18 protein-coding genes are annotated in these 19217 nt (G+C 63.8%); 9 read left to right on the plus strand and 9 right to left on the minus strand.

Translation table 11 applies throughout. From position 1 onward, the window contains the following. Positions 1-47: 47 nt before the first annotated feature. Positions 48-1688: an alkaline phosphatase D family protein gene (locus R5O87_RS07695; protein WP_410558446.1), complete on the minus strand. Its 1641-nt coding sequence runs from the start codon at positions 1686-1688 to the stop codon at positions 48-50. A gap of 239 nt (positions 1689-1927) precedes the next feature. On the opposite strand from R5O87_RS07695, the gene R5O87_RS07700 reads away from it, so the two are divergent. Beyond that, positions 1928-2500: a hypothetical protein gene (locus R5O87_RS07700; RefSeq protein ID WP_410558445.1), complete on the plus strand. Its 573-nt coding sequence runs from the start codon at positions 1928-1930 to the stop codon at positions 2498-2500. 473 nt (positions 2501-2973) lie between these two features. Beyond that, complete coding sequence (locus R5O87_RS07705) at positions 2974-3441, plus strand: hypothetical protein (protein ID WP_410558444.1); 468 nt, start codon at positions 2974-2976, stop codon at positions 3439-3441. Positions 3442-3518: 77 nt separating this feature from the next. Here R5O87_RS07705 and R5O87_RS07710 read toward each other — a convergent pair whose 3' ends face one another. Together R5O87_RS07710 and R5O87_RS07715 are read right to left on the minus strand one after the other, a co-directional pair. Continuing rightward, on the minus strand, positions 3519-3986 hold the full coding sequence (locus R5O87_RS07710; protein WP_410558443.1) for a hypothetical protein: 468 nt from the start codon (positions 3984-3986) through the stop codon (positions 3519-3521). 187 nt (positions 3987-4173) lie between these two features. Then, positions 4174-4641 carry a hypothetical protein gene (locus tag R5O87_RS07715; RefSeq protein ID WP_410558442.1) on the minus strand — a complete coding sequence of 156 codons (468 nt, stop codon included), beginning with the start codon at positions 4639-4641 and terminating at the stop codon, positions 4174-4176. 348 nt (positions 4642-4989) lie between these two features. Between R5O87_RS07715 and R5O87_RS07720 the strand changes: the two genes are divergently transcribed. Next, entirely contained in the window at positions 4990-6306 is a 1317-nt protein-coding gene (locus R5O87_RS07720) for a class I SAM-dependent methyltransferase (protein ID WP_410558455.1), read from the plus strand. 51 nt (positions 6307-6357) lie between these two features. Further along, a complete protein-coding gene (locus R5O87_RS07725) occupies positions 6358-7059 on the plus strand; it encodes a type 1 glutamine amidotransferase domain-containing protein (RefSeq protein WP_410558441.1) in 702 nt (233 codons plus the stop codon). Positions 7060-7091: 32 nt separating this feature from the next. Here R5O87_RS07725 and R5O87_RS07730 read toward each other — a convergent pair whose 3' ends face one another. From R5O87_RS07730 to R5O87_RS07755, 6 genes are read right to left on the minus strand one after another with little or no spacing between them, the layout of a single operon-like run. Beyond that, positions 7092-8135, minus strand: coding sequence for an NAD(P)-dependent alcohol dehydrogenase (locus tag R5O87_RS07730; RefSeq protein ID WP_410558439.1), 1044 nt, complete (start codon positions 8133-8135; stop codon positions 7092-7094). 16 nt (positions 8136-8151) lie between these two features. Next, positions 8152-9147, minus strand: a complete 996-nt coding sequence (locus tag R5O87_RS07735; protein ID WP_410558438.1) for a D-2-hydroxyacid dehydrogenase — start codon at positions 9145-9147, stop codon at positions 8152-8154. After that, a complete protein-coding gene (locus R5O87_RS07740) occupies positions 9144-10241 on the minus strand; it encodes a tartrate dehydrogenase (RefSeq protein WP_410558437.1) in 1098 nt (365 codons plus the stop codon). Before R5O87_RS07740 ends, R5O87_RS07735 begins: the two co-directional genes overlap by 4 nt. Then, a complete protein-coding gene (locus tag R5O87_RS07745; RefSeq protein WP_410558436.1) occupies positions 10238-11779 on the minus strand; it encodes an aldehyde dehydrogenase family protein in 1542 nt (513 codons plus the stop codon). The genes R5O87_RS07740 and R5O87_RS07745 overlap by 4 nt, the downstream gene beginning before the upstream one ends. A 12-nt stretch (positions 11780-11791) precedes the next feature. Then, positions 11792-13069, minus strand: coding sequence for an NAD(P)/FAD-dependent oxidoreductase (locus R5O87_RS07750; protein ID WP_410558434.1), 1278 nt, complete (start codon positions 13067-13069; stop codon positions 11792-11794). Positions 13070-13096: 27 nt separating this feature from the next. After that, positions 13097-13771: a haloacid dehalogenase type II gene (locus R5O87_RS07755; protein ID WP_410558433.1), complete on the minus strand. Its 675-nt coding sequence runs from the start codon at positions 13769-13771 to the stop codon at positions 13097-13099. Positions 13772-14098: 327 nt separating this feature from the next. Between R5O87_RS07755 and R5O87_RS07760 the strand changes: the two genes are divergently transcribed. The 5 genes from R5O87_RS07760 (at position 14099) to R5O87_RS07780 (ending at position 19204) form a co-directional block, all read left to right on the plus strand. Then, on the plus strand, positions 14099-15022 hold the full coding sequence (locus R5O87_RS07760; RefSeq protein WP_410558432.1) for an ABC transporter substrate-binding protein: 924 nt from the start codon (positions 14099-14101) through the stop codon (positions 15020-15022). A 49-nt stretch (positions 15023-15071) separates the two neighbouring features. Continuing rightward, positions 15072-15968, plus strand: a complete 897-nt coding sequence (locus R5O87_RS07765) for an amino acid ABC transporter permease (protein ID WP_410558431.1) — start codon at positions 15072-15074, stop codon at positions 15966-15968. Beyond that, a complete protein-coding gene (locus R5O87_RS07770) occupies positions 15965-16732 on the plus strand; it encodes an amino acid ABC transporter ATP-binding protein (RefSeq protein ID WP_410558430.1) in 768 nt (255 codons plus the stop codon). Before R5O87_RS07765 ends, R5O87_RS07770 begins: the two co-directional genes overlap by 4 nt. 1 nt (position 16733) lies before the next feature. Then, positions 16734-17867: an FAD-dependent oxidoreductase gene (locus R5O87_RS07775; protein ID WP_410558429.1), complete on the plus strand. Its 1134-nt coding sequence runs from the start codon at positions 16734-16736 to the stop codon at positions 17865-17867. A gap of 83 nt (positions 17868-17950) precedes the next feature. After that, entirely contained in the window at positions 17951-19204 is a 1254-nt protein-coding gene (locus tag R5O87_RS07780; RefSeq protein WP_410558428.1) for an aspartate aminotransferase family protein, read from the plus strand. Positions 19205-19217: the final 13 nt, after the last annotated feature.

Here is a 19217-nt window from a genome sequence, read left to right on the forward strand (position 1 = left end):
TGCCGAAACCCCGCACCGCGAGGTCCCGACAGGCTCGATCAGCGGCGTTAGCGCTCCGGGTTGAGGTCCTTGCGGAAGATCACCGTGCCGTTGGCGTTGCGGAGGCTGACGGAGAAGACATCGTCCTCGCCGAGGTCCACGTGGCCGAAGTACTGGCTTTCGCCGCTGCGCGGGGACTCGCCTGCGTAGGCGCCCGCCCGGGAGAACACCACCTCGGGGCCGAAGGTGCCGTCCATCTGGTTGGGCCCGAAGCTGCCGGCATTGATGGGGCCGCCGACGAACTCCCAGAAGGGGTCGAAGTCCTGGAAGGCTGCGCGCTCGGGCGAGTAGTGGTGGGCGGCGGTGTAGTGCACGTCGGCAGTGAGCCAGACGACGTTTTTAACCCGGTTGCGCTTGAACGCGGACAGCACGCGCGCGATCTCGAGTTCCTTGCCCAAGGGGGCACCGGCGTCGCGGTTGGAAAGGGATTCCTGGGCGGCGGGTCCGTCCGGGACGATGATGCCGAGCGGGAGGTCCGCGGCGATCACCTTCCACGTTGCCTTGGACTTGCTGACCTCGCGGATAAGCCAGTCGGCCTGCTCCTGGCCCAGAATGTGGGTGAGGTTCGTTTCCTTGCCGTCGGTGTTGGGGTCCTTGAAGGTCCGCATGTCCAGGCAGAAAACGTCCAGCTGCGGGCCGCGGGTGATCTTGCGGTAGATGCGGGCCGGTTCGAACCCGGTGCTGCCGTCGCTGAGTTGGGCGATGGGCTGGTATTCCTGCCAGGCCTGGCGGCCCCGGGCGGCGAGGACGTCCACGCGGCGCTCGGTGTAGCGGGCGTCGGTGAGGATCTGGCCGGGGTACCAGTTGTTGTGCGTCTCGTGGTCGTCCCACTGGGCGATGACCGGGACCTCGGCGTAGAGGGCGCGGATGTTCTTGTCCATCATGTTGTAGCGGTGCCGGCCGCGGTATTCCTCGAGCGTTTCGGCCACCTTGGAGACCTCTTCGGTCACGAGGTTGCGCCAGATCTGGCCGTCGGGCTCGGTGACCTGGGCGGCGATGGGGCCGTCGGCGTAGATGGTGTCGCCCGAGTGGATGAAGAAGTCCGGCTTGGTGGCGAGCATGGCCGCATAGCCGCGCATGCCGCCGATCTCCTCATTGATGCCCCAGCCCTGGCCGGCGGTGTCGCCGGTCCAGACGAAGCTCTGGCCGCGCTTGGTCCCTGCGCTGCGGGACCAAGCGCTGTTGGCCTTCGAACCGGGTGCGGTGCTGAACGAGCCGCGGGCGGTCTCGCCTGCGTTGCCGTCCGGGTCCTCGAAGTGCATGCTGAGCGCGAAGCGGGTCCCCGCCGGGAGGTCGCGGGCGGCGATCTTCGAGGTGAAGTCGGTGGCGTCGCTGGCGGTCGTGCCACGGAGCACCCGGCTGAAGGCGCGGTTGCCACGGAGCGCGGACCCGTCCTCGTCGACGGCCACCAGGTTGGCGACCAGACGGCCCGCTCCCGACGCGCGCGACCACAGGACGCCCGAGTTGGTGGTGACATCACCGGTAGAGATACCGGACGGGAGGGTCAGGCGGCTGCGGACCAAGGGAACCGCGGCTGGCCGGGCTGCGTGGGCGGGGACAACCAGGGAAGGCGCGACGGCGGCAGCACCGGCAGCGGCGATGGCACCCTTGAGGACATTACGGCGGGAGAGAGCAGTCATGTGCCCCATCGTTGACGGACCGGGTTAAGGGGCGGCGACGGCTGGGTGAACCGGGTGAAGCACACGGGTGACGGAGTGATGGTGGCATAAGCGGAAAAGATTCAGTGAAAACGAAGCCGACAACTTTGTGTCGTCGAATGGAAGCCTTTCAGGCGTCCTGCAAGGTTTTCCCAAGGTTTCCCCGAAAGGCTTGCTGCGCCTGAGGCTGAAACTCATGGGCCTGTCTATAGTCCGCCAATCAACGGCGATTGAGCACCACCGAAAATGGGTCACTTCTTACATTGGATGAAAACATGCGAACCCTTTCAGCACGCCGCTATGCCCTCGCAGTCCTCTTCGCAGGAGGGCTCCTTGCCGCTCCGCAACCCGCGAATGCAGCGCCGCCCAAAGTCAGCGGCCCTCCAGAAGATCTTCACTTTGTTTTGCCAGCTGGCACAGCGTGTCCGGGCTTCGAACTGCACGCCGACGGCACTGATTCACAGGTCCTCACTACGACATTCACCAACAGCGCGGGCGATGTCGTCAGAACCTTCGCTTCGGGCAAGGGCTATAACCTTACGTACACAAACGCAGAAACCAAGGCGACCATTTCCTTCCCGTCCTCTCAAATCACTGAGGACACAATCTTCCACAAGGACGGCACCAGGACCGTCACGAACACCGGCGATTTCGGAATCATCATGTTCCCCACAGATATTCCGGCCGGACCCAGCACGACCCAGTACAGCGGACGGGTTGTGTACACCGCCGATGCGGACAATAACTTCAAAATACTGCGCGTGAAGGCAACCGAGTTCGACGTCTGTGAGGCTCTGAGCTAGAGACACGGGTGAAATAGGAGCCCGCGGGCAGCGAACTGTCCCTATGGGATGGTGGGGTCCGCGGGCTTCCTGCCGTGCTCGTCGACGGCCAGCAGGTGCTGGACCACGGGTGAAGGGGCCAGGGATGGCCGGGATGAACCGTGTGAAGCACACCGGTGACAACCAGATCGAATTCCTTGACAAATAATGAAATTGTCTTCCCAATCGCGAGAAGCAGGGTCTAAGATCCTGCACCTAGGCATTAATCAAAGTAGATATGCCGAGAGCTGACCCTTAGTTTCGGGCAAGGGTAAATGAGTGGGAAATTTGATGCATTGCATCTTTCCTCGCGGCAACTCATTTGCGGGCTCCTTTATGGGGGTCCGCTTTACAAGCGCTAATCATCGCTGAAGACTTAACGCCACTCCCGCGCATTATGCGTCGTTGTGTTTGGCATGCACATTTTCAAAGCGACATCTTGGACGGAGTTTGCCATGAAGAAATTGCTACTACTGACAGGACTGCTCACAGGCCTTGTGGCGGGCACGGGAGCCGTCGCTGCCACCGCCGCTCCAGAACCCATCGGAACAGTCACCCTGACTCTTCGAGAGTGCGGATACCGAATCGAGGCCGTCGTAACGGGAAAGGCGGGCGTGAACGAACTTGGGAATGGAGCCACAATTTTTACCGCTCCAGGCCAGGAAGTAACGCTCACCAATGTTAAGACCGGCGAAAGCGTCACGTTCGGCATCACGGGCGCGAGCCACGTCAACACAGTTTCCGCTAATCGTGTCGAAATAACGGCGACTGGAAGGAATGTATTGACGATCCCGGAAGGAGACAGGAAGGGCGTCTATCTAACAGTTGGTTCGGTCACGTACGTCCTTGACGGAAGAGGGAGGCAAATCAGCCCCTTCGAAGGCACAGGGCAAGTGACGGACATCTGCGCACTGCTCGCGTAAGAACAATCTGACGAGACAGAACGGGTGGCTGGCATCTCTGCCAGCCACCCGCCGTCGTACGTGATCTGAAAAGCAGCTCAGCGCGACGGGACCTCGTCCACGAAAGCCACCGGTGCGACGGCCTGCTGGTACAGCTTGAGGGCGTCCTCAACGGCGAGGTTGCCGAAGTTCAGGGACAGCTGCAGGCCTTCGAGCTGGGCGTTGGCACTTTCGGCAGCGCTGACCTTTTCGCCAAGAGCGCGGGAGTTCGCGAAGTTCGTGGCCAGCGCCGCGGCGACCGACAGGATCACCGCCGCGAGGCAGAGGACCCGCCACACCACGGAGTCCTCCTGCAGGTTGAAGATGCCTTGGATCGCCTCGGTGAATCCCGTGCCTCCAACGGCGGGGCCAGCAGTAAGCATGGCGGCCAGGGCGCTGCCCACGATGCTGATGTTGGAGAGCCTGTTCCGGCGCGGCCGCTCGCGTCCCAGATAAGTCCGGATGGCCTGCTGCTTCTGGTCAATGCGGTCGGACAGCCGTTGCCGAGGTTCCGCGGATTCGTCCATGGTCAAGTACAGCCTTTCTCCCCCCGTCGGCGTTTTGGGTTCAGGATCCCACCGCACCCATGCCGGGTCCAGACTCAGCAACACCACCGAATTGCCACAAACCCAGCCAAGCGGCCGGCAGAAGAATCGGTGATGAGTGGGCTTTCTGGGCCACGGCCCGGGCCCGCTTGTTACCCGTAGGGGCGGCTCAGCGCGAGGGCACGGCGTCGACGAAGGCTACGTGGGAGACATATTGCTTGTAGAGCATCGCTGCTTCGTCGGTGGCAATGTGGCCGAAGCCCAGGGACAGCTGCAGCCCTTCCAGCTGCGCGATGGCCGTCTCTGCTGCGGTGACCTTTTCGGCCAAAGCCTGGGAATTCGCGAAGTTCGTGGCGAGCCCGGCCCCGACGGACAGGATTACCGCTCCCAGGCAAAGGACCCGCCACACCACGGAAGAGTCGCCCAGGGAGAACATGCTCTGGACTGATGCAGTGAAGCCAGTGCCCCCGAACGCCGGGCCAGCAGTGAACAGGGCGGCCAGCACACTGCCCACCACACTGAATTCGGTGAGCTTGTGCCGTCGAGGCCGCAGCCGATCCAGGTAGGACCGCAGTGCCGACTGCTTTTCTTCGATGCGGTCGGACAGCTTCTGGCGCGTCTCCGGCGAGTCGTCCATGGCGGCATCAACCTCCCTCTCCGACGGTGTTTGCGATCAGGATCCCACCGGCCCTAAATCCGGTCCATAGCCGGAATAGCGCAGAGGCCACGCCGGCGGCTCAGGATCGTTACCGAGTTCGCGGGAACGCTTCGAGAACGCCGGAGCGCTCCGGCGAGCGGGAAGCTCTCCGGCGAATTCGGGGCGCGGGCGAGGCCAAGCCCGGTGGGGCAGAGGTGATCCGAGCGAGACAGGGTTGTCTCCCTGTCCGGTGCAGGCAGGCTTGTGTACGTTAATCCCACGGGACTGCAATGGCGCAGCCGCCGAGCTGGGCAGCGGACGAGAGGCGACGAGTTGGCAAAGACGAGCATGGCGAAGACGCCCGGAGCAGCACCCAGACTGGCCACGGCATTGGCCATCGTCCTCGGCACCGGGGACATCAACAACGGGAAGTCGGGCACAGAGCAGATACCGGTCCGGCTGCGGGCCTGGGACGGGTCCGAAGCGGGCCCCGAGGATGCCCCGCTGGTTGAGTTCACGTCCCGCCGGGCGCTGCGGCGGATCCTCTGGTCGCCGGGGCAGCTGGGGCTGAGCCGCGCGTACGTCGCGGGCGAGATCACGGCCCATGGCGACATCTTCGCCGCTTTCGCCGCGCTGAGCTCCGCCGGTAAGTTTGCCGAGCCCGGCCCGTTCAGTCCGCTGACGCCACGGGAAGTATGGACGCTGGTGAAGACCGGCGTCCGGCTAGGCGCGCTGGGCCCCAACCCCGCTCCCCCGCCGGAGGAAGCGAAACTGGAGAAGCACGGCAGACGGCACTCGAAGAAACGGGACGCCGCCGCTATTTCACACCATTACGACGTAGGCAACGACTTTTACCGGCTGGTCCTCGGTCCGTCGCTGGTCTACTCGTGCGCTGTCTGGTCCGACGAGAACACTGACCTGGAAGCGGCGCAGGAGGAGAAGCTCGATCTGGTCTGCCGGAAGCTCGGACTGGCCCCGGGCATGCGGGTGCTGGACGTGGGCTGCGGCTGGGGAAGCTTCGCGCTGCATGCGGCCAGGCGGTACGGGGTGAGGTTGGTGGGCATCACCCTGTCCATCGAGCAGGCTGAGCTTGCCCGCAAACGCGTGGCCGAGGCCGGACTGACGGAACTAGTGGAGATCCGCGTCCAGGACTACCGCGATGTGAACGACGGCCCCTACGACGCGATCAGCTCCATCGGCATGTCCGAGCACGTCGGCCGCGAACAGCTGGGCCGCTACGTCTCGCAGCTTCATGGACTGCTGCGGCCCGGCGGGCGGCTGCTCAACCACGCCATCTCGTGGAACGCCGGGCCCGCCGAGGACGATCCCGATTCCTTCATCCCCCGTTACGTCTTCCCCGACGGCGAGATGCTGAGCCTGGGTGACATGATCGTGGCAATGGAGGGTAGCGGCTTCGAGGTGCTCGACGTCGAGGCCCTCCGCCGGCACTACGCCCTGACACTGCGGGCCTGGGTGAAGAACCTCGAGGGACACTGGGACGAGGCAGTCCGGCTCACCTCCGAAGGCCGGGCCCGCATTTGGCGCCTGTACATGGCGGCCAGCGCTCTCGGCTTCGAGGGCGGGCTGACCGGTGTGAACCAGGTGCTGCTGCAGAAGGCCGGCGGCGAGGAACCGCCGCTGCTGCTGAGGAACTGGGCGGTCTGAGGGGCAGTGACCCCGTCGAAACCAAGAAAATCCACATAAGGAGCAAGGACAATGGCTAACATTCTGATCGTCGTTTCGGCCGCCGATTCGCTGACCATGAAGGATGGCAGCCAGCACCCCACTGGATTCTGGGCCGAGGAGCTGGTGGTGGCGCACCGGACCCTGCAGCAGGCCGGACACAACGTGGATTTCGCCACCCCCGGCGGCGTCAAACCCACGGTGGACAAGCTGAGCCTGCAGCCCGAGACGGTCGGCAGCGAGGAGAGGGCGGAGGACTTCCGCACCTATCTGGACATGATCGAGGTGGACCTTTTCGCACCCCTGGTGCTGGCCGACGTCGACATGTCCGGATACGACGCCGTCGTCCTGCCGGGCGGGCACGGCCCCATGGCGGACCTCTTCCAGGACAGGGACCTCGGGCGGATCCTCGCGGAGGCCGACGGCGTCGGCAAGATCATCGCGCCGTTCTGCCACGGCCCCGCGGGCCTGCTCAGCGCCACGGCCGACGACGGCGCGTTCACTTTCGCGGGCCGCAAAGTCACGGTGTTCGCCAACTCGGAGGAACTCGGCGGCGGCACCGGCGAGAACACTCCGTGGCTTGTGGAGACGGCGCTGCGGGAGAAGGGCGCGAACGTGGAGACCGGCCCGGACTGGGCCAGCCACGTGGTCCGCGAGGGCAACCTGATCAGCGGCCAGAACCCGCAGTCCAGCGAGGACGTGGCCAAGGAGGTCATCAAGGCCCTCGCCGAATAAAACGGAACCGCCGCGTACTTTCGCGCGGGGTGTCAGAAAGTGCCGGCATCAACGACAAAGCGGTACCGCACGTCGCTTGCGAGGACGCGCTCATAGGCGTCGTTGATTTTGCTCGCCGGAATTACCTCCACCTCCGCACCGAGGCCCCGGACTGCACAGAAGTTGAGCATCTCCTGCGTCTGACGAATGCCGCCCATCTTTGATCCGGCCAGGTTCCGCCGGGAGGCCACAAGAGACCAGGCTCGTTGGGACAGCGGCTTCGAAGGCAGACCCACCAGGACCATGGTGCCATCCAAGGCAAGCAGCGAAAGGTATTGGTCGACGTCGATATCGGCCGAGACCGTGTTGATAATCAGGTCAAAGTGCCCCGCCAAGACTACGAACGTGGCAGGGTCCGACGTGGCGTAGTAGTGCTGCGCCCCGAGGCCGAGCGCGTCTTCCTGCTTCTTGAGTGACTGGCTGAGCACCGTGACTTCCGCGCCTATGGCAGCCGCGATCTTGACACCCATGTGGCCCAGACCGCCCATGCCGATAATGGCCACTCGCTTCCCAGGCCCGGCGTTCCAGTTCCGCAGCGGCGAGTACATGGTGATACCGGCGCACAGCAGAGGGGCCGCGGCATGAAGCGAAATGCCGTCCGGAATCCCCAAGACGTAGTTCTCGTCCACCACGATGCTGGTGCTGTAGCCGCCTGCGGTCGGTAGCCCGTCCCGGCCCACCGAGTTGTACGTACTGACGGAGCCCACGAGGCAGTGCTGTTCCTCGCCGGCACGGCAGTTGACGCAGTCACGGCAGGAGTCAACAAAGCATCCCACGCCCACACGGTCGCCCATTGCATAGCGCGTCACCTTCGCTCCGACCGCCTCAACGACTCCGGCAATCTCGTGCCCGACGACCACCGGATACTTCACGCTCGCCCAATCGCCGCGCGCCGTATGGATATCGGAGTGACAGATCCCGGTGAATTTGATGGCGATTTGGACCTCGAACTCGCCGGGCTCACGGCGTTCAACGGTGCCGGGTTGCAAGGGAGCCGTGGGCGAGGTTGCGACATAGGCTTTGGCAAGGGTGGGCATGGTGCCTCCGTATTCTTTAGGTGGCCAGCGAGGGCTCAGACGCCGGGACGAACCCGAGGGCCTTGTCCACCACGTTTTCCAGTGGTTGGCCGCTGCAGTACCGCTTCAGGTTGTCCACGAACAGCTTGCCCAGATCGTCGAGATAGTCCTCGCTGTCACCGCTCATGTGGGGTGTGATGATGACGTTGTCCATGTTCCAGAGGGCATGCCCGGCGGGCAGGGGCTCCGGGTGGACGACGTCGAGGGCCGCGCCGGCGATGGAGCCCGAGGCCAGCGCTTCGGTCAGTGCACCAGTGCTGACGAGTTCCCCGCGGCCAACGTTGATCAGGTGTGCGGAGGGCTTCATCGCGGCCAGGACGTCGGCGTTGACCAGTCCCCTGGTGTCCGCGGTCAGGGGCGCGGCGAGGACCAGGTAATCGTAGCCGTGGACGACCTCAACGAGGTCGGCCGACGAGTGGATCCGTCCAAAGTCGCAGTCCCCGGGCCGGCCGGCCCGGGCGGCCCCGTCCACGTCCATGCCTACGGCGCGAAAGAGCCGGGCGGTCTCCCGGCCGATGGACCCGGTTCCCACCACCAGGACGCTCTGGCCGTGGATTTTGCGTGTGACCCGGTGCTGCCAGCGCTGTTGCTGCTGCAGCCTGAACGAGCCCTGTGCGTCCTTGGCCATGTCCAGCACAAAACCCAGCGCGAACTCCGCGATGGCCCGGCTCAGCACGCCGCGGGAGTTTGTGTAGGTAATGTCGCTGGCGACCAGCTCGTCAAACATCAGCTGGCTGACACCCGCTGCCGTGGCATGGACCCACTGCAGGGACGAGGCGGCGCCCCAGTTCTCCCGTAAGGCCGGCGAGAACGAGTGCCACTGATACAGCACGTCCGCACCGTCCAGAGCCTCCGCAAGGCCGTCGGCCTTGGTCAGCCGCACCTCGGCAAGCTCTTCGACCTCCGTCAGGCGGAGCGGCAGCGCCTCGCGATAAAGGGCCGCGACGACGGGACGCCGCTCCGGGGCAGTCACGGCTTTGCCGTTGCGGCGGCGCTGTCCGCGTAGTTGCCGGCTAAGGCATCGATGGCGGACAACACAGCGGCGGTGAACTCCGCCGTCGACGAGGTTCCACCGACGTCCCGGGTCCCGAGGCCGTCCCGAAGGGCAGATTCAAACCCGGCTTGCAGATGGGCGCCGGCCTCGGGGTGGCCGAGGTGCTCCAGCATCATGGCCCCCGACCAGATCTGCCCCACCGGGTTCGCCAGGCCCTTACCCGCGATGTCAGGGGCCGAACCATGGACCGGCTCGAACAGGGACGGGAAGTCCCCCTCGGGGTTCAGGTTGGCGCTCGGTGCCAGGCCGATGGAGCCGGTCGCGGCACTGCCCAGGTCGGAGAGGATGTCGCCGAACAGGTTGGAGGCCACGATGACGTCCAGGGTCCAGGGCTTCAGGACCAGGTGGGCTGCGAGTGCATCCACCAGTTCGCTGGTGAGAGTGACATCGGGATACTCGCGGACGGCCTCGGCGACCACCTCATCCCAAAACGGCATGGTGTGCACGATGCCGTTGCTCTTCGTGGCCGAGGTCAGTTGCCCGCGCCTGGATGCGGCCAACCGGGCCGCATAGTGCGCTGCCCGCAACACGCCCAGCCGTGTGAAGACGGTGGTCTGCATGGCACATTCCTCGGGCTGCCCGCGGTACATCCGCCCGCCCACCTCCGAGTACTCGCCCTCGTTGTTTTCCCGGACGATCAGCAGATCGATCGGTTCCTTGGCCGCGAGGGGCGACGTGACGCCGTCGAGCGTTTTGACCGGGCGGAGGTTGATGTACTGCTGGAACTCCCGGCGGATCGGGATGAGCAGTCCCCACAGCGATTCGGCATCGGGCACCTCCGGGGACCCGACGGCGCCCAGGAAGATGGCGTCGTGTTTGGCGAGCTGGTCCAGGCCGTCAGCGGCCATCATCCGGCCGTGCCGGGAATAGTACTCGGATCCCCACTCGAAGTAGGTGAACTCCAGATTCAGCGAATGAAGTTCCGCGATGCGTTCAAGGCAGTCGACCGCCGCGGGGACAACTTCGTTCCCGATGCCGTCGCCCGGAATAACAGCGATCTTGTGCGTACTCATGACTTCTTCCGTTCCGGCACGCCGCCCGGCAGCTGCTGCCAGCGGGCGCCCGTTCCTCCAAGGTTGACAATGGTGCTTTTAGGCTCGGTCATCTCATGGAGCGCATACCTGACGCCTTCCCGCCCCACGCCGGATTTCTTGAAACCGCCGAACGGCATGGAGTCGATACGGACGTCGCTGGTCTCGTTGATCACCACGGCCCCCACGTGCAGTTTCTCCGCGACGGCCAGTGCACGGTCAATGGACTGAGTGAAAATGCCGGCCTGAAGTCCGTAGTCGGAGCTGTTGGCGGCATGGACCGCGTCTGAGACGCTGATGAAGGGCATGAGGCTGACGACAGGACCGAACACTTCCTCGCGGATCACCCGGCACTCCGCCGGCACATCGGTGAGGACCGTCGGCTCGTAATATGCATTCCGCCGCTTCCCCCCGGCGTGGACGCGCGCCCCGGCAGCCGCGGCCTCTTCGACCCATTCCTCCACCCTCCGGGCTTCCGCCTCGGAAATGAGGGGGCCCACGTCAGTGCTGCGGTCGAGCTTCGGACCGGTTTTCAACGCCTTTGTGCCGCTGGTTACCCGCTCGAGGACTTCCTCGAACAGCGAGATGTGAATGTAGACCCGCTGAACCGACAGGCAGTTCTGCCCGGCCACACCAAAGGCCCCGGCCACGATGGCATCCGCGGCCTGGACCGCATCCGCATCGGAGCAGACAATCGTGGCGTTGTTCCCACCCAGCTCCGAGAGGATCTTCTTGGACCCTGCGGTCGCCGCAATGCGGTCCGCAGTTCGCGGGCCGCCGGTGAAGGAAATCAGGTCGATCTGCTCATCGCCCACCAGCGCTTCGGACACGCCGGGTCCGGAGACGATGGCGGCAATGCGTCCGGAGGGGACACCCGCTTCGAGCAGCAACTGGACAAAGGCCAGGCCGGTCAGCGGGGTACGGCCGGAAGGCTTAAGGACGACGCCGTTGCCTCCTATCAGGGCCGGGCCCAGCTTATGTGCCACGAGGTTCAGCGGATCGTTGAAAGGGGTGATGGCCGCGATGATCCCCACCGGCTTCCGGCTGTACCAGCCGATCTTTCCCGCACCGGCCATGCTGTCCTCGAACCCCAGGGTCTCCCCCGTAAGTTCTCCGGAAGCGGCAGCCGAAAGCCGCAGGGTCTCAATGCAGCGGCGTACCTCACGCTCTGCCTCTGTGATGGTCTTGCTGCTCTCCGCGGCGATGATCCTGGCGAATCGCCCCGACTGACCGGCGAGAAGCTGTGCTGCAGTCTCCAATGCCTGCCGGCGGGAGCGAAGGGGCCAGTCTGCCCCCTGAAGGTGATTGTGGATGTGTGCGACGGCCCGGCGGACGTCCTGGGGCGAAGAGGAACAGACTCGGCCTAGCAGAATGCCGTCTTCAGGGTCCCGTATTTCCAGGATCATGTCGCTGGTCTGCCATTGGCCCTCGAAGAAGGCACCACCGGGAAGGTTAGCGATTTCTGCGCGGCTGTACCCTGTTTCCGGGCGCGCTTCACCCAGGGTTGTTGATGACGTCATGTGATCCCGTGCCTACTTGACCCGGTCAATGATCTTCGCTGCTGCCCCGATGAAGGGCAGGAACCATGGCGGGCCGAAGTGACCCGGCACGGGCGGGTTTTTCAGGTCTTCCCAGACGTTGGCACTCTTGTCCCCGCCCATGTAGTGGGCCATCCTCTTGCCCATGTGGGCGGCCATCTGCACGCCATGTCCGCTGTAGCAGAGCGAGTAGAAGAGCCCGTCGTGGACGCCTGCGTGGACCATCTGGTCCATCGAGAGATCCACCAGGCCGCCCCAGATGTAGTCCACCCTGGCGTTGGAGAGGTAGGGGAAAAGTTCGAGCATGGCCTTGCGCAGGATCTCCGCGCTCTTCACATCCGAGTCCGGGCTGGAGAGGGCAAAGCGTGCGCGGCCGCCGAAGAGGAGCCTGTTGTCCGGGGTGATCCGGAAGTAGTAGGTCAGCATCTTGCTGTCCGAAGCCATGCGCCGGTTGGGCAGGATCCGGTTAACGACGTCCTCGGGGAGCGGCTCGGTGCAGATGATGAAGCTGCCAACGGGGATTACCCGGCGCTGCAGCCATGGGGTGGCACCACCGGTGTAGCCGCTGGTGGCCACGAGGACCTGCTTGGCGCGGCTGATGCCCCGCGTGGTGTGGACGTCGTGCACGGTTCCGGAGACCTTTGTCAGCTCGGTGACTGCCGCGTTCTCGCAGATGTCCGCTCCGGTGGCAGCAGCCACCTTCGCCAGCCCATGCACGAACTTGCCCACATGCAGGCCTGCACCCATTGGGTCCATCATCGCGCCCTGGTAGAAGTCAGTGCCGATTTCGCTGTGGATCTCGGATTTGGGAATGACCGTGACGTGGTGGTCGACCAACTTGGCCAGCAGCTCCTGCGACTTCAGGAAGCCCTCATTGTGCGACTCATGGTAGGCCAGCGAGAGCTTGCCGAAGCGGTTGAAGTCGCAGTCGATGGCGTGATCGTGGACGAGCTTCTCGATGCTGTCGATCGCGTCGTTGTACTCACGGAAGTACTCCACCGCACGAGCCTCACCGTAGCGCTTGACCGCGGTGCTGAAGCCGATGGCCAACCCGGTCGTCGCCATTCCCCCGTTACGGCCGGACGCACCCCACCCCACGGTGTGACGCTCGAAAACAGCAACACTGGCGCCCTGCTGGGCGAATTCCAGGGCCGCAGACAAGCCGGTAAAACCGGCGCCGATAATCGCGACATCAACGTTCTCCGGTACCGGGGTGCGCCGATAGTCGGCCGAAGGCTCGGCAGTGTCCAGCCAGTAGGGGATGAGTTTCATCGGTTGACCTTTCGCCTCGTCGTCGGTCTACAGACCGAGGTGCTTGTTGAGCTCGTCCAGGGACTTAACCGTGAAGAGGTTGTAGCCCTCGGTGATGGGGTCATAGCCGCGGTCCAGCATCACGAGGTTACGGAAGCCCATGTCGTGCATCGGATGCATGTCGTACCGGGTGTGCGAGGAGACGTGCAGGAAGTCCTCCGGCTTGGCGTTCAGGGTGTCCAGCATGTACTCGAATGCCTGGTACCGCGGCTTGTAGGCCTGGGCCTGCTCAGCAGTGTAGACGGCGTGGAAGTCTGCGCCGAGCTTGGGAATGCTGATGTCCAGGAAGCTGGTGTCCGCATTGGACAGAGCCACCAGCTTGTAGTTGTCGCCCATGAGCTTCAGCGGAGCCGGCACGTCCTCGTGGGCAACCCAGCCGCGGACAGCCTCAGCGAACGCTGCGCCGGCGCCTTCGGTCGGCCCAATGCCCCACCGCTTGCACACCCGGTCAAAGGAATCCTGCAAGATCTGCTCGTACGGCTTGTAGTCGCCAAGGACCTCGTCGAACCGGTACCCACGGAACTGCTTCTTGAAGGTCGGCCACTGCTCCTCAGAGATGCGGCCATCCAGAAGTCGACGCGTGGTGGGGTCGATGTCGAAGTTGATCAGGGTGCCGTAGACATCGAAGGAGATGTACTTCGGCCGGAAGCTTGTGGTCGCCATGATTCATCCGTTCAGTAGAAATTCTATGCGGGGGCCGGGCGGCTGGCCAGGGGATGTCAGCTGACCCAGCTGCCGGTTTCTTCCAGGCTGGAAGACACTTCAGCCCGTTGCTCTCGACTGTAGGCGCCACGATTGTCAATTGTCAACGATTTTTACTGCGAGTCCTTCGCAACAGCACGCGATGGGCAATCAACAGCTTTTATTTATCGTCAATTGTTGACAATCTGCGATCAGGAGAGTTCCATTGCTGATGGATGCGGAACGAGATCCGGATCACAAACCGCATGAAGCAACACGCATTGTCACCTCCATTCGAAGGGAAGCACCATGAGGACCATTAGCAAGATCCAGACGGCGGCCGCAGGCCTGGCCGTTCTGTTGTCATTGAGCGCCTGTGGCGGTACTGCTGCCAGTGATACGGCCCCGGACAGCTCGAAGACCTCGAACACCTCGGACATCTCGGAGGGCATCACCCCTGACGAGGCCGCGGTCAAGCTGTTGCCGCAGTCCATTAAGGACAAGGGCGAGCTCACGGTCGCGATGGACCTGCATTACCCGCCCACGACCTTCCTGGCTGACGACAACCAGACGCCGATCGGCCTGAACCCGGACATCGCCCGGCTCCTGGCGAAGAAGCTGGACCTGAAGCTGAAGTTCGTGGACACGAAGTTCGACACGATCGTACCCGGCCTGGACGGCGGCCGCTTCGACTTCACCGCTACCACGATGTCCAAGACGGAAGAGCGGCTCAAGGTCCTGGACATGATCGATTACTTCAAGGCCGGCAACTCCGTGGCCGTGGCCGCCGGGAACCCGCTGAACCTGACCGTTGAGACCTTGTGCGGTAAGAACATCGCCGTCACCCAGGGCTCGACCGCCCAGCTCAAGCGCCTCCCGGCCCTTAACGAGCAGACCTGCACCTCCAAGGGACAGCCGGCGATCAACGCCGTGACTCTGCCCAACGTCCAGGAGGCCCTGACCCAGCTGCACTCCAAGCGGATCGACGGCGTCCTCTACGACACGACCTCCCTCGGGTGGGCCGCGAAGCAGCAGCCCGGCTCCTTCACCCTCCTCGGCCGGGTCAACGTCGGCTCCAGCGATCTGACCGCCATCGGCCTGAAGAAGGGCTCACCGCTGACCCCGGCCATGCAGGCAGCGCTCCAGTCCGTCCTCAAGAGCCCGGAGTACAAGAAGTCCCTCGAAAACTGGGGCCTGGAGTCCGGGGCCATCACCGACGCCAAGCTGAACTAGCGGGAGCCCCTTCATGGTCACAGCTATTGACAAAGGAAGCAGGTCAACGATGGTTGGCATTGACCCAGCGCTGAAGCCACGTCTTCGGCTTCGGACTCCGGCCGAGTACGCCGGATGGGTCCTCAGCATTCTCGTGGGCGTCGGGATCCTCGTCTCCGTCCTGACCAACCCGAATTTCAGGTGGGATGTTGTCGGGAAGTACTTCTTCGCCGAGTCGATCCTGCGCGGTCTGATGCTCACGATCTTTTTGACCTTTGCCAGCATGGCCCTGGGAACCCTGCTGGGTCTGTTCCTGGCGGTCATGCGGGCCTCGCACGTGAAGCCGGTGTCCATCGCGGCGGGGCTTTACATCACCTTGTTCCGCGGCACCCCGGTCCTGGTCCAGCTGATTTTCTGGTTCAACATCTCCGCGCTGTACCCGAATCTATCCATCGGGATCCCGTTCACGAACATCAGCACGGCCGTGGACACGAATGCGATTATGGGCCCGATCACCGCAGCCCTGGTCGGGTTGACCCTGAACCAGGCCGCCTACATGGCCGAGATCATCCGCGGCGGGTTCTCCGCCGTCGGCAAGGGCCAGATCGAGGCCGCGGATTCCCTGGGCATGAGCGCATCGATGAAGATGCGCAAGGTCATCATCCCCCAGGCGATGCCCTCGATCATCCCGGCCACCGGTAACCAGTTCATCGGCATGTTCAAGGAAACCTCCCTCGTCAGTGTCCTCGGGGTTGCCGAACTGCTGCAGAGCGCGCAACTGATCTACGCCCGCACCTACGAGACCATCCCGCTGCTCATCGTGGCCAGCCTCTGGTACCTGGTGATGACCCTGCTGCTGAGCTACCCGCAGTCCAAGCTCGAACAGAAATACTCCCGTTCAACCTCCAGGCTTCCCCGGAAAGCGAAAAAGGTTGTCCTGACAGCACCGGAAGGTATTGCCCGATGAGTACCGACGGCACCATTCACGCCCGTAAAATCCGCAAGTCCTTCGGCTCCAAAACAGTCCTGAAAGACATTGACCTGGACATCGCCAGCGGGGAGATCTGCTGCATCATTGGCCCGTCCGGCTCCGGCAAGTCCACCGTCCTGCGCTGCATCAACGGCCTGGAAACCGTCGACACCGGCGTCCTGAAGGTCAACGGCGAGAACTTCGGCTACCACGAAACCGACACCGCTTACCACGCCCTGCGCCCGAAGGAACTCGCCGAACAGCGCACCCGGGTCGGCATGGTCTTCCAGCAGTTCAACCTCTTCCCCAACATGACTGCCAAGGAAAACATCATGTCCGGTCCGGTCCTGGTCAAGGGCGCGGACAAAAAACAAGCCGCAAAACGGGCAGAGGAACTGCTGGCCAGCGTCGGCCTGGCCGGGTTCGGGGACTACTACCCCGCCCAGCTCTCCGGCGGCCAGCAGCAGCGCGTCGCCATCGCCAGGTCTCTGGCCATGGACCCCGAGATCATGCTCTTCGACGAACCCACTTCCGCCCTCGACCCCGAAAAAGTCGGCGAAGTCCTTATGGTCATGCAGGACCTGGCCAAGAAGGGCATGACCATGGTCGTCGTCACCCACGAAATGGGCTTCGCCCGGGAAGTGGCTGACTCCCTGATCTTCATGGACGACGGCTGCGTCGTCGAACGCGGCGATGCCCGCGAAGTCCTCCGCAACCCCAAGGAAGCCCGCACCAAGTCCTTCCTGGACAAGGTGATCTGACATGACCGACGGAAAGCTCGCAGTCATCGGCCTCGGCAGCATCGGATCCATGGCCCTCTGGCAGGCCTCCCGCCTCACCGACTCCGTGGCGGGTTTCGAAGCCGCCGCGCCCGCCCACGGCCGCAGCGCCGTCGGCGGGGACACCCGGCTCTTCCGCATGATCTACCGCGGCAACCCCGGCTACTACCCCATTCTGGAACGCTCCCGCAGCCTCTGGGCCGAACTCGAAGCGGAAACCGGACAGGACATCCTGACCCGCTGCGGCGGACTCTCCATCGGCACCAAAGACGGCGCCTACCTCACTGCCCTGCTCCAAACCACCAGGACCAACGGGGCCGAGCACATCATCCTCAGCCGCGAGGAAATGGCCGAACGCTATCCCCAGCACAACCTGCGCCCGGACGACGTCGCCGTCTATGACCCCAACGCCGGCGCCCTGCGCACCGACCGAGCCGTCACCGCCGCCATCGCCGCCGCCCAGGCCAACGGGGCCACAATCCACACCAACACACCTATCGACGGCATTACCGAAACCCACGACGGCGTGGTCATCACCTCCGGTGGGAAGTCCTGGACCTTCGAAAACGTCATCATCTCTTCCGGCGGATGGTCCCAACGGCTCATGCCGGACTATCTAAAGGCAGCAACCCAAACTAAGCGGATCTTCCTGACCTGGTTCGTCGCCAAAGACGCAGCCGAATTTACACCGGACAAGTTCCCGGTTTTCATCCGAATTCATGACGACCGCTCCATGTATGGCGCACCCGCCGTGGACGGGGTCACCGTCAAAGCCACCCTGGACGGCCGCGGCGCAGCAGCGCCCAACGCGGACTCAGTGCCAAGGGAACTCACCCCGGCAGAAATCACCGAGACCACCGAAACCGTCACCGAGTTCTTCCCCGGCCTCTACCCCAACATCGTCCGCTCCGATGCCTTCCCGGACCTTTACACCCGGGACGGACATCCGCTGCTTGGCCCGCTGGAGGAAGGCAGCAGGATCTACTGCGCCACCGGCTTCTCCGGCGCTGGTTTCAAGAACGCCACCGGCTTCGGCGAAATCGCTGCTCACGAGGCCCTGGGCAAACAAACCATCGAGGGCCTGGATTTCGTCCGCCCCCAACGTTCAACCAACTGACCGCCCCCATCCGTGGACAAAGGGCGATCCTTCGCATATCGCCAATTGTTGACAATCTACATTTCCTGAGAAAGTATGAAGCCATGGCAACTCTTAGCCCCATCCTCAAGCAGGCGACGCCGGTGGTCGTTGATTACGCAGCCGGCTCCTGGATCCACGCCACCGACGGCAAAAAGTATCTGGATTTCACCACCGGCATCGGTGTCACCAGCACGGGCCACTGCCACCCGGACGTCGTCGCTGCAGCCCGCGAGCAGGTGGGCAAGATTGTCCATGCCCAATACACCACCGTGATGCACAAGCCACTCCTCGAGCTCACGGAAAAGTTGGGAGAATTCCTGCCCTCGGGTCTGGACAGCGTCTTCTACGCCACCTCGGGCTCCGAAGCCGTGGAAGCTTCAGTGCGCCTGGCCCGGATGGCAACCGGCCGACCGAACATCATCTCCTTCCAGGGAGGCTTCCACGGGCGCACTGTCGGAGCAGCCTCGCTCACCACTGCAGGAACGAAATTCCGTTCAGGGTTCTCCCCGCTGATGAGCGGCGTGCATATTGCACCCTTCCCGCACGCCTACCGGTACGGCTGGGATGAAGAAACAGCGGTTGCCTTCGCCCTGAAGGAACTGGACCACCTCCTGGTCAGCATCAGCAGCCCCAGTGACACCGCCGGTTTCATTATCGAACCCGTCCTCGGTGATGGCGGCTATATTCCCACCCCGGTGGCATTCCTGCAGGGCTTGCGGGAACGCGCCGACCGGCACGGGATCGTCCTCATCGTGGACGAAGTCCAGGCCGGCGTGGGCCGCACCGGCAAGTTCTGGGGACACGACTGGGCGGGCATCACCCCGGACGTTGTCATCACCGCCAAGGGCCTCGCCAGCGGATACCCCATTTCGGCGATTGCCGCCTCGACGGAGCTGATGGGCAAGGCATGGCCTGGCTCCCAGGGCGGCACCTACGGCGGAAACGCCGTCGCCGCCGCAGCCGGGGTCGCCACCCTGGGCGTCATTGAGCGCGAGAACCTGGTGTCGAATGCACTGGTTCGAGGGGACGAGCTTCGCTCCGGACTTGAAGGCCTCAAGGCTCAATTTACGGCTATTGGAGATGTTCGGGGCCGTGGCCTTATGCAGTCCGTCGAATTCACCGCAGCAGACGGAACTCCGGATGCCGCCACCGCGCTGGCCGTCCAGCAGGCCGCCGTCAAGGAGGAGCTCCTGCTCCTCACATGCGGCCCCTACGGCAACGTCATCCGGATCATTCCGGCCCTCAACGTCAGCAGCGACGAGATCCAGAGCGGTCTCGCCAGGTTCACCCAAGCCCTGAAAGCGGCCACCTACTAGTCCTTCCTCCGAT

The sequence above is a fragment of the Arthrobacter globiformis genome (genome assembly GCF_046536215.2).
Taxonomy (GTDB): Bacteria; Actinomycetota; Actinomycetes; order Actinomycetales; family Micrococcaceae; genus Arthrobacter; species Arthrobacter globiformis_E.

What these genes read in the sequence shown, in the direction of transcription:
- R5O87_RS07695 (WP_410558446.1), bottom strand. Translation starts at nt 1,688, where the DNA reads ATGGGGCACATGACTGCTCTCTCCCGCCGTAATGTCCTCAAGGGTGCC.
- R5O87_RS07705 (WP_410558444.1), top strand. Translation starts at nt 2,974, where the DNA reads ATGAAGAAATTGCTACTACTGACAGGACTGCTCACAGGCCTTGTGGCG.
- R5O87_RS07710 (WP_410558443.1), bottom strand. Translation starts at nt 3,986, where the DNA reads ATGGACGAATCCGCGGAACCTCGGCAACGGCTGTCCGACCGCATTGAC.
- R5O87_RS07715 (WP_410558442.1), bottom strand. Translation starts at nt 4,641, where the DNA reads ATGGACGACTCGCCGGAGACGCGCCAGAAGCTGTCCGACCGCATCGAA.
- R5O87_RS07720 (WP_410558455.1), top strand. Translation starts at nt 4,990, where the DNA reads ATGGCGAAGACGCCCGGAGCAGCACCCAGACTGGCCACGGCATTGGCC.
- R5O87_RS07725 (WP_410558441.1), top strand. Translation starts at nt 6,358, where the DNA reads ATGGCTAACATTCTGATCGTCGTTTCGGCCGCCGATTCGCTGACCATG.
- R5O87_RS07730 (WP_410558439.1), bottom strand. Translation starts at nt 8,135, where the DNA reads ATGCCCACCCTTGCCAAAGCCTATGTCGCAACCTCGCCCACGGCTCCC.
- R5O87_RS07740 (WP_410558437.1), bottom strand. Translation starts at nt 10,241, where the DNA reads ATGAGTACGCACAAGATCGCTGTTATTCCGGGCGACGGCATCGGGAAC.
- R5O87_RS07745 (WP_410558436.1), bottom strand. Translation starts at nt 11,779, where the DNA reads ATGACGTCATCAACAACCCTGGGTGAAGCGCGCCCGGAAACAGGGTAC.
- R5O87_RS07750 (WP_410558434.1), bottom strand. Translation starts at nt 13,069, where the DNA reads ATGAAACTCATCCCCTACTGGCTGGACACTGCCGAGCCTTCGGCCGAC.
- R5O87_RS07755 (WP_410558433.1), bottom strand. Translation starts at nt 13,771, where the DNA reads ATGGCGACCACAAGCTTCCGGCCGAAGTACATCTCCTTCGATGTCTAC.
- R5O87_RS07760 (WP_410558432.1), top strand. Translation starts at nt 14,099, where the DNA reads ATGAGGACCATTAGCAAGATCCAGACGGCGGCCGCAGGCCTGGCCGTT.
- R5O87_RS07765 (WP_410558431.1), top strand. Translation starts at nt 15,072, where the DNA reads ATGGTTGGCATTGACCCAGCGCTGAAGCCACGTCTTCGGCTTCGGACT.
- R5O87_RS07770 (WP_410558430.1), top strand. Translation starts at nt 15,965, where the DNA reads ATGAGTACCGACGGCACCATTCACGCCCGTAAAATCCGCAAGTCCTTC.
- R5O87_RS07775 (WP_410558429.1), top strand. Translation starts at nt 16,734, where the DNA reads ATGACCGACGGAAAGCTCGCAGTCATCGGCCTCGGCAGCATCGGATCC.
- R5O87_RS07780 (WP_410558428.1), top strand. Translation starts at nt 17,951, where the DNA reads ATGGCAACTCTTAGCCCCATCCTCAAGCAGGCGACGCCGGTGGTCGTT.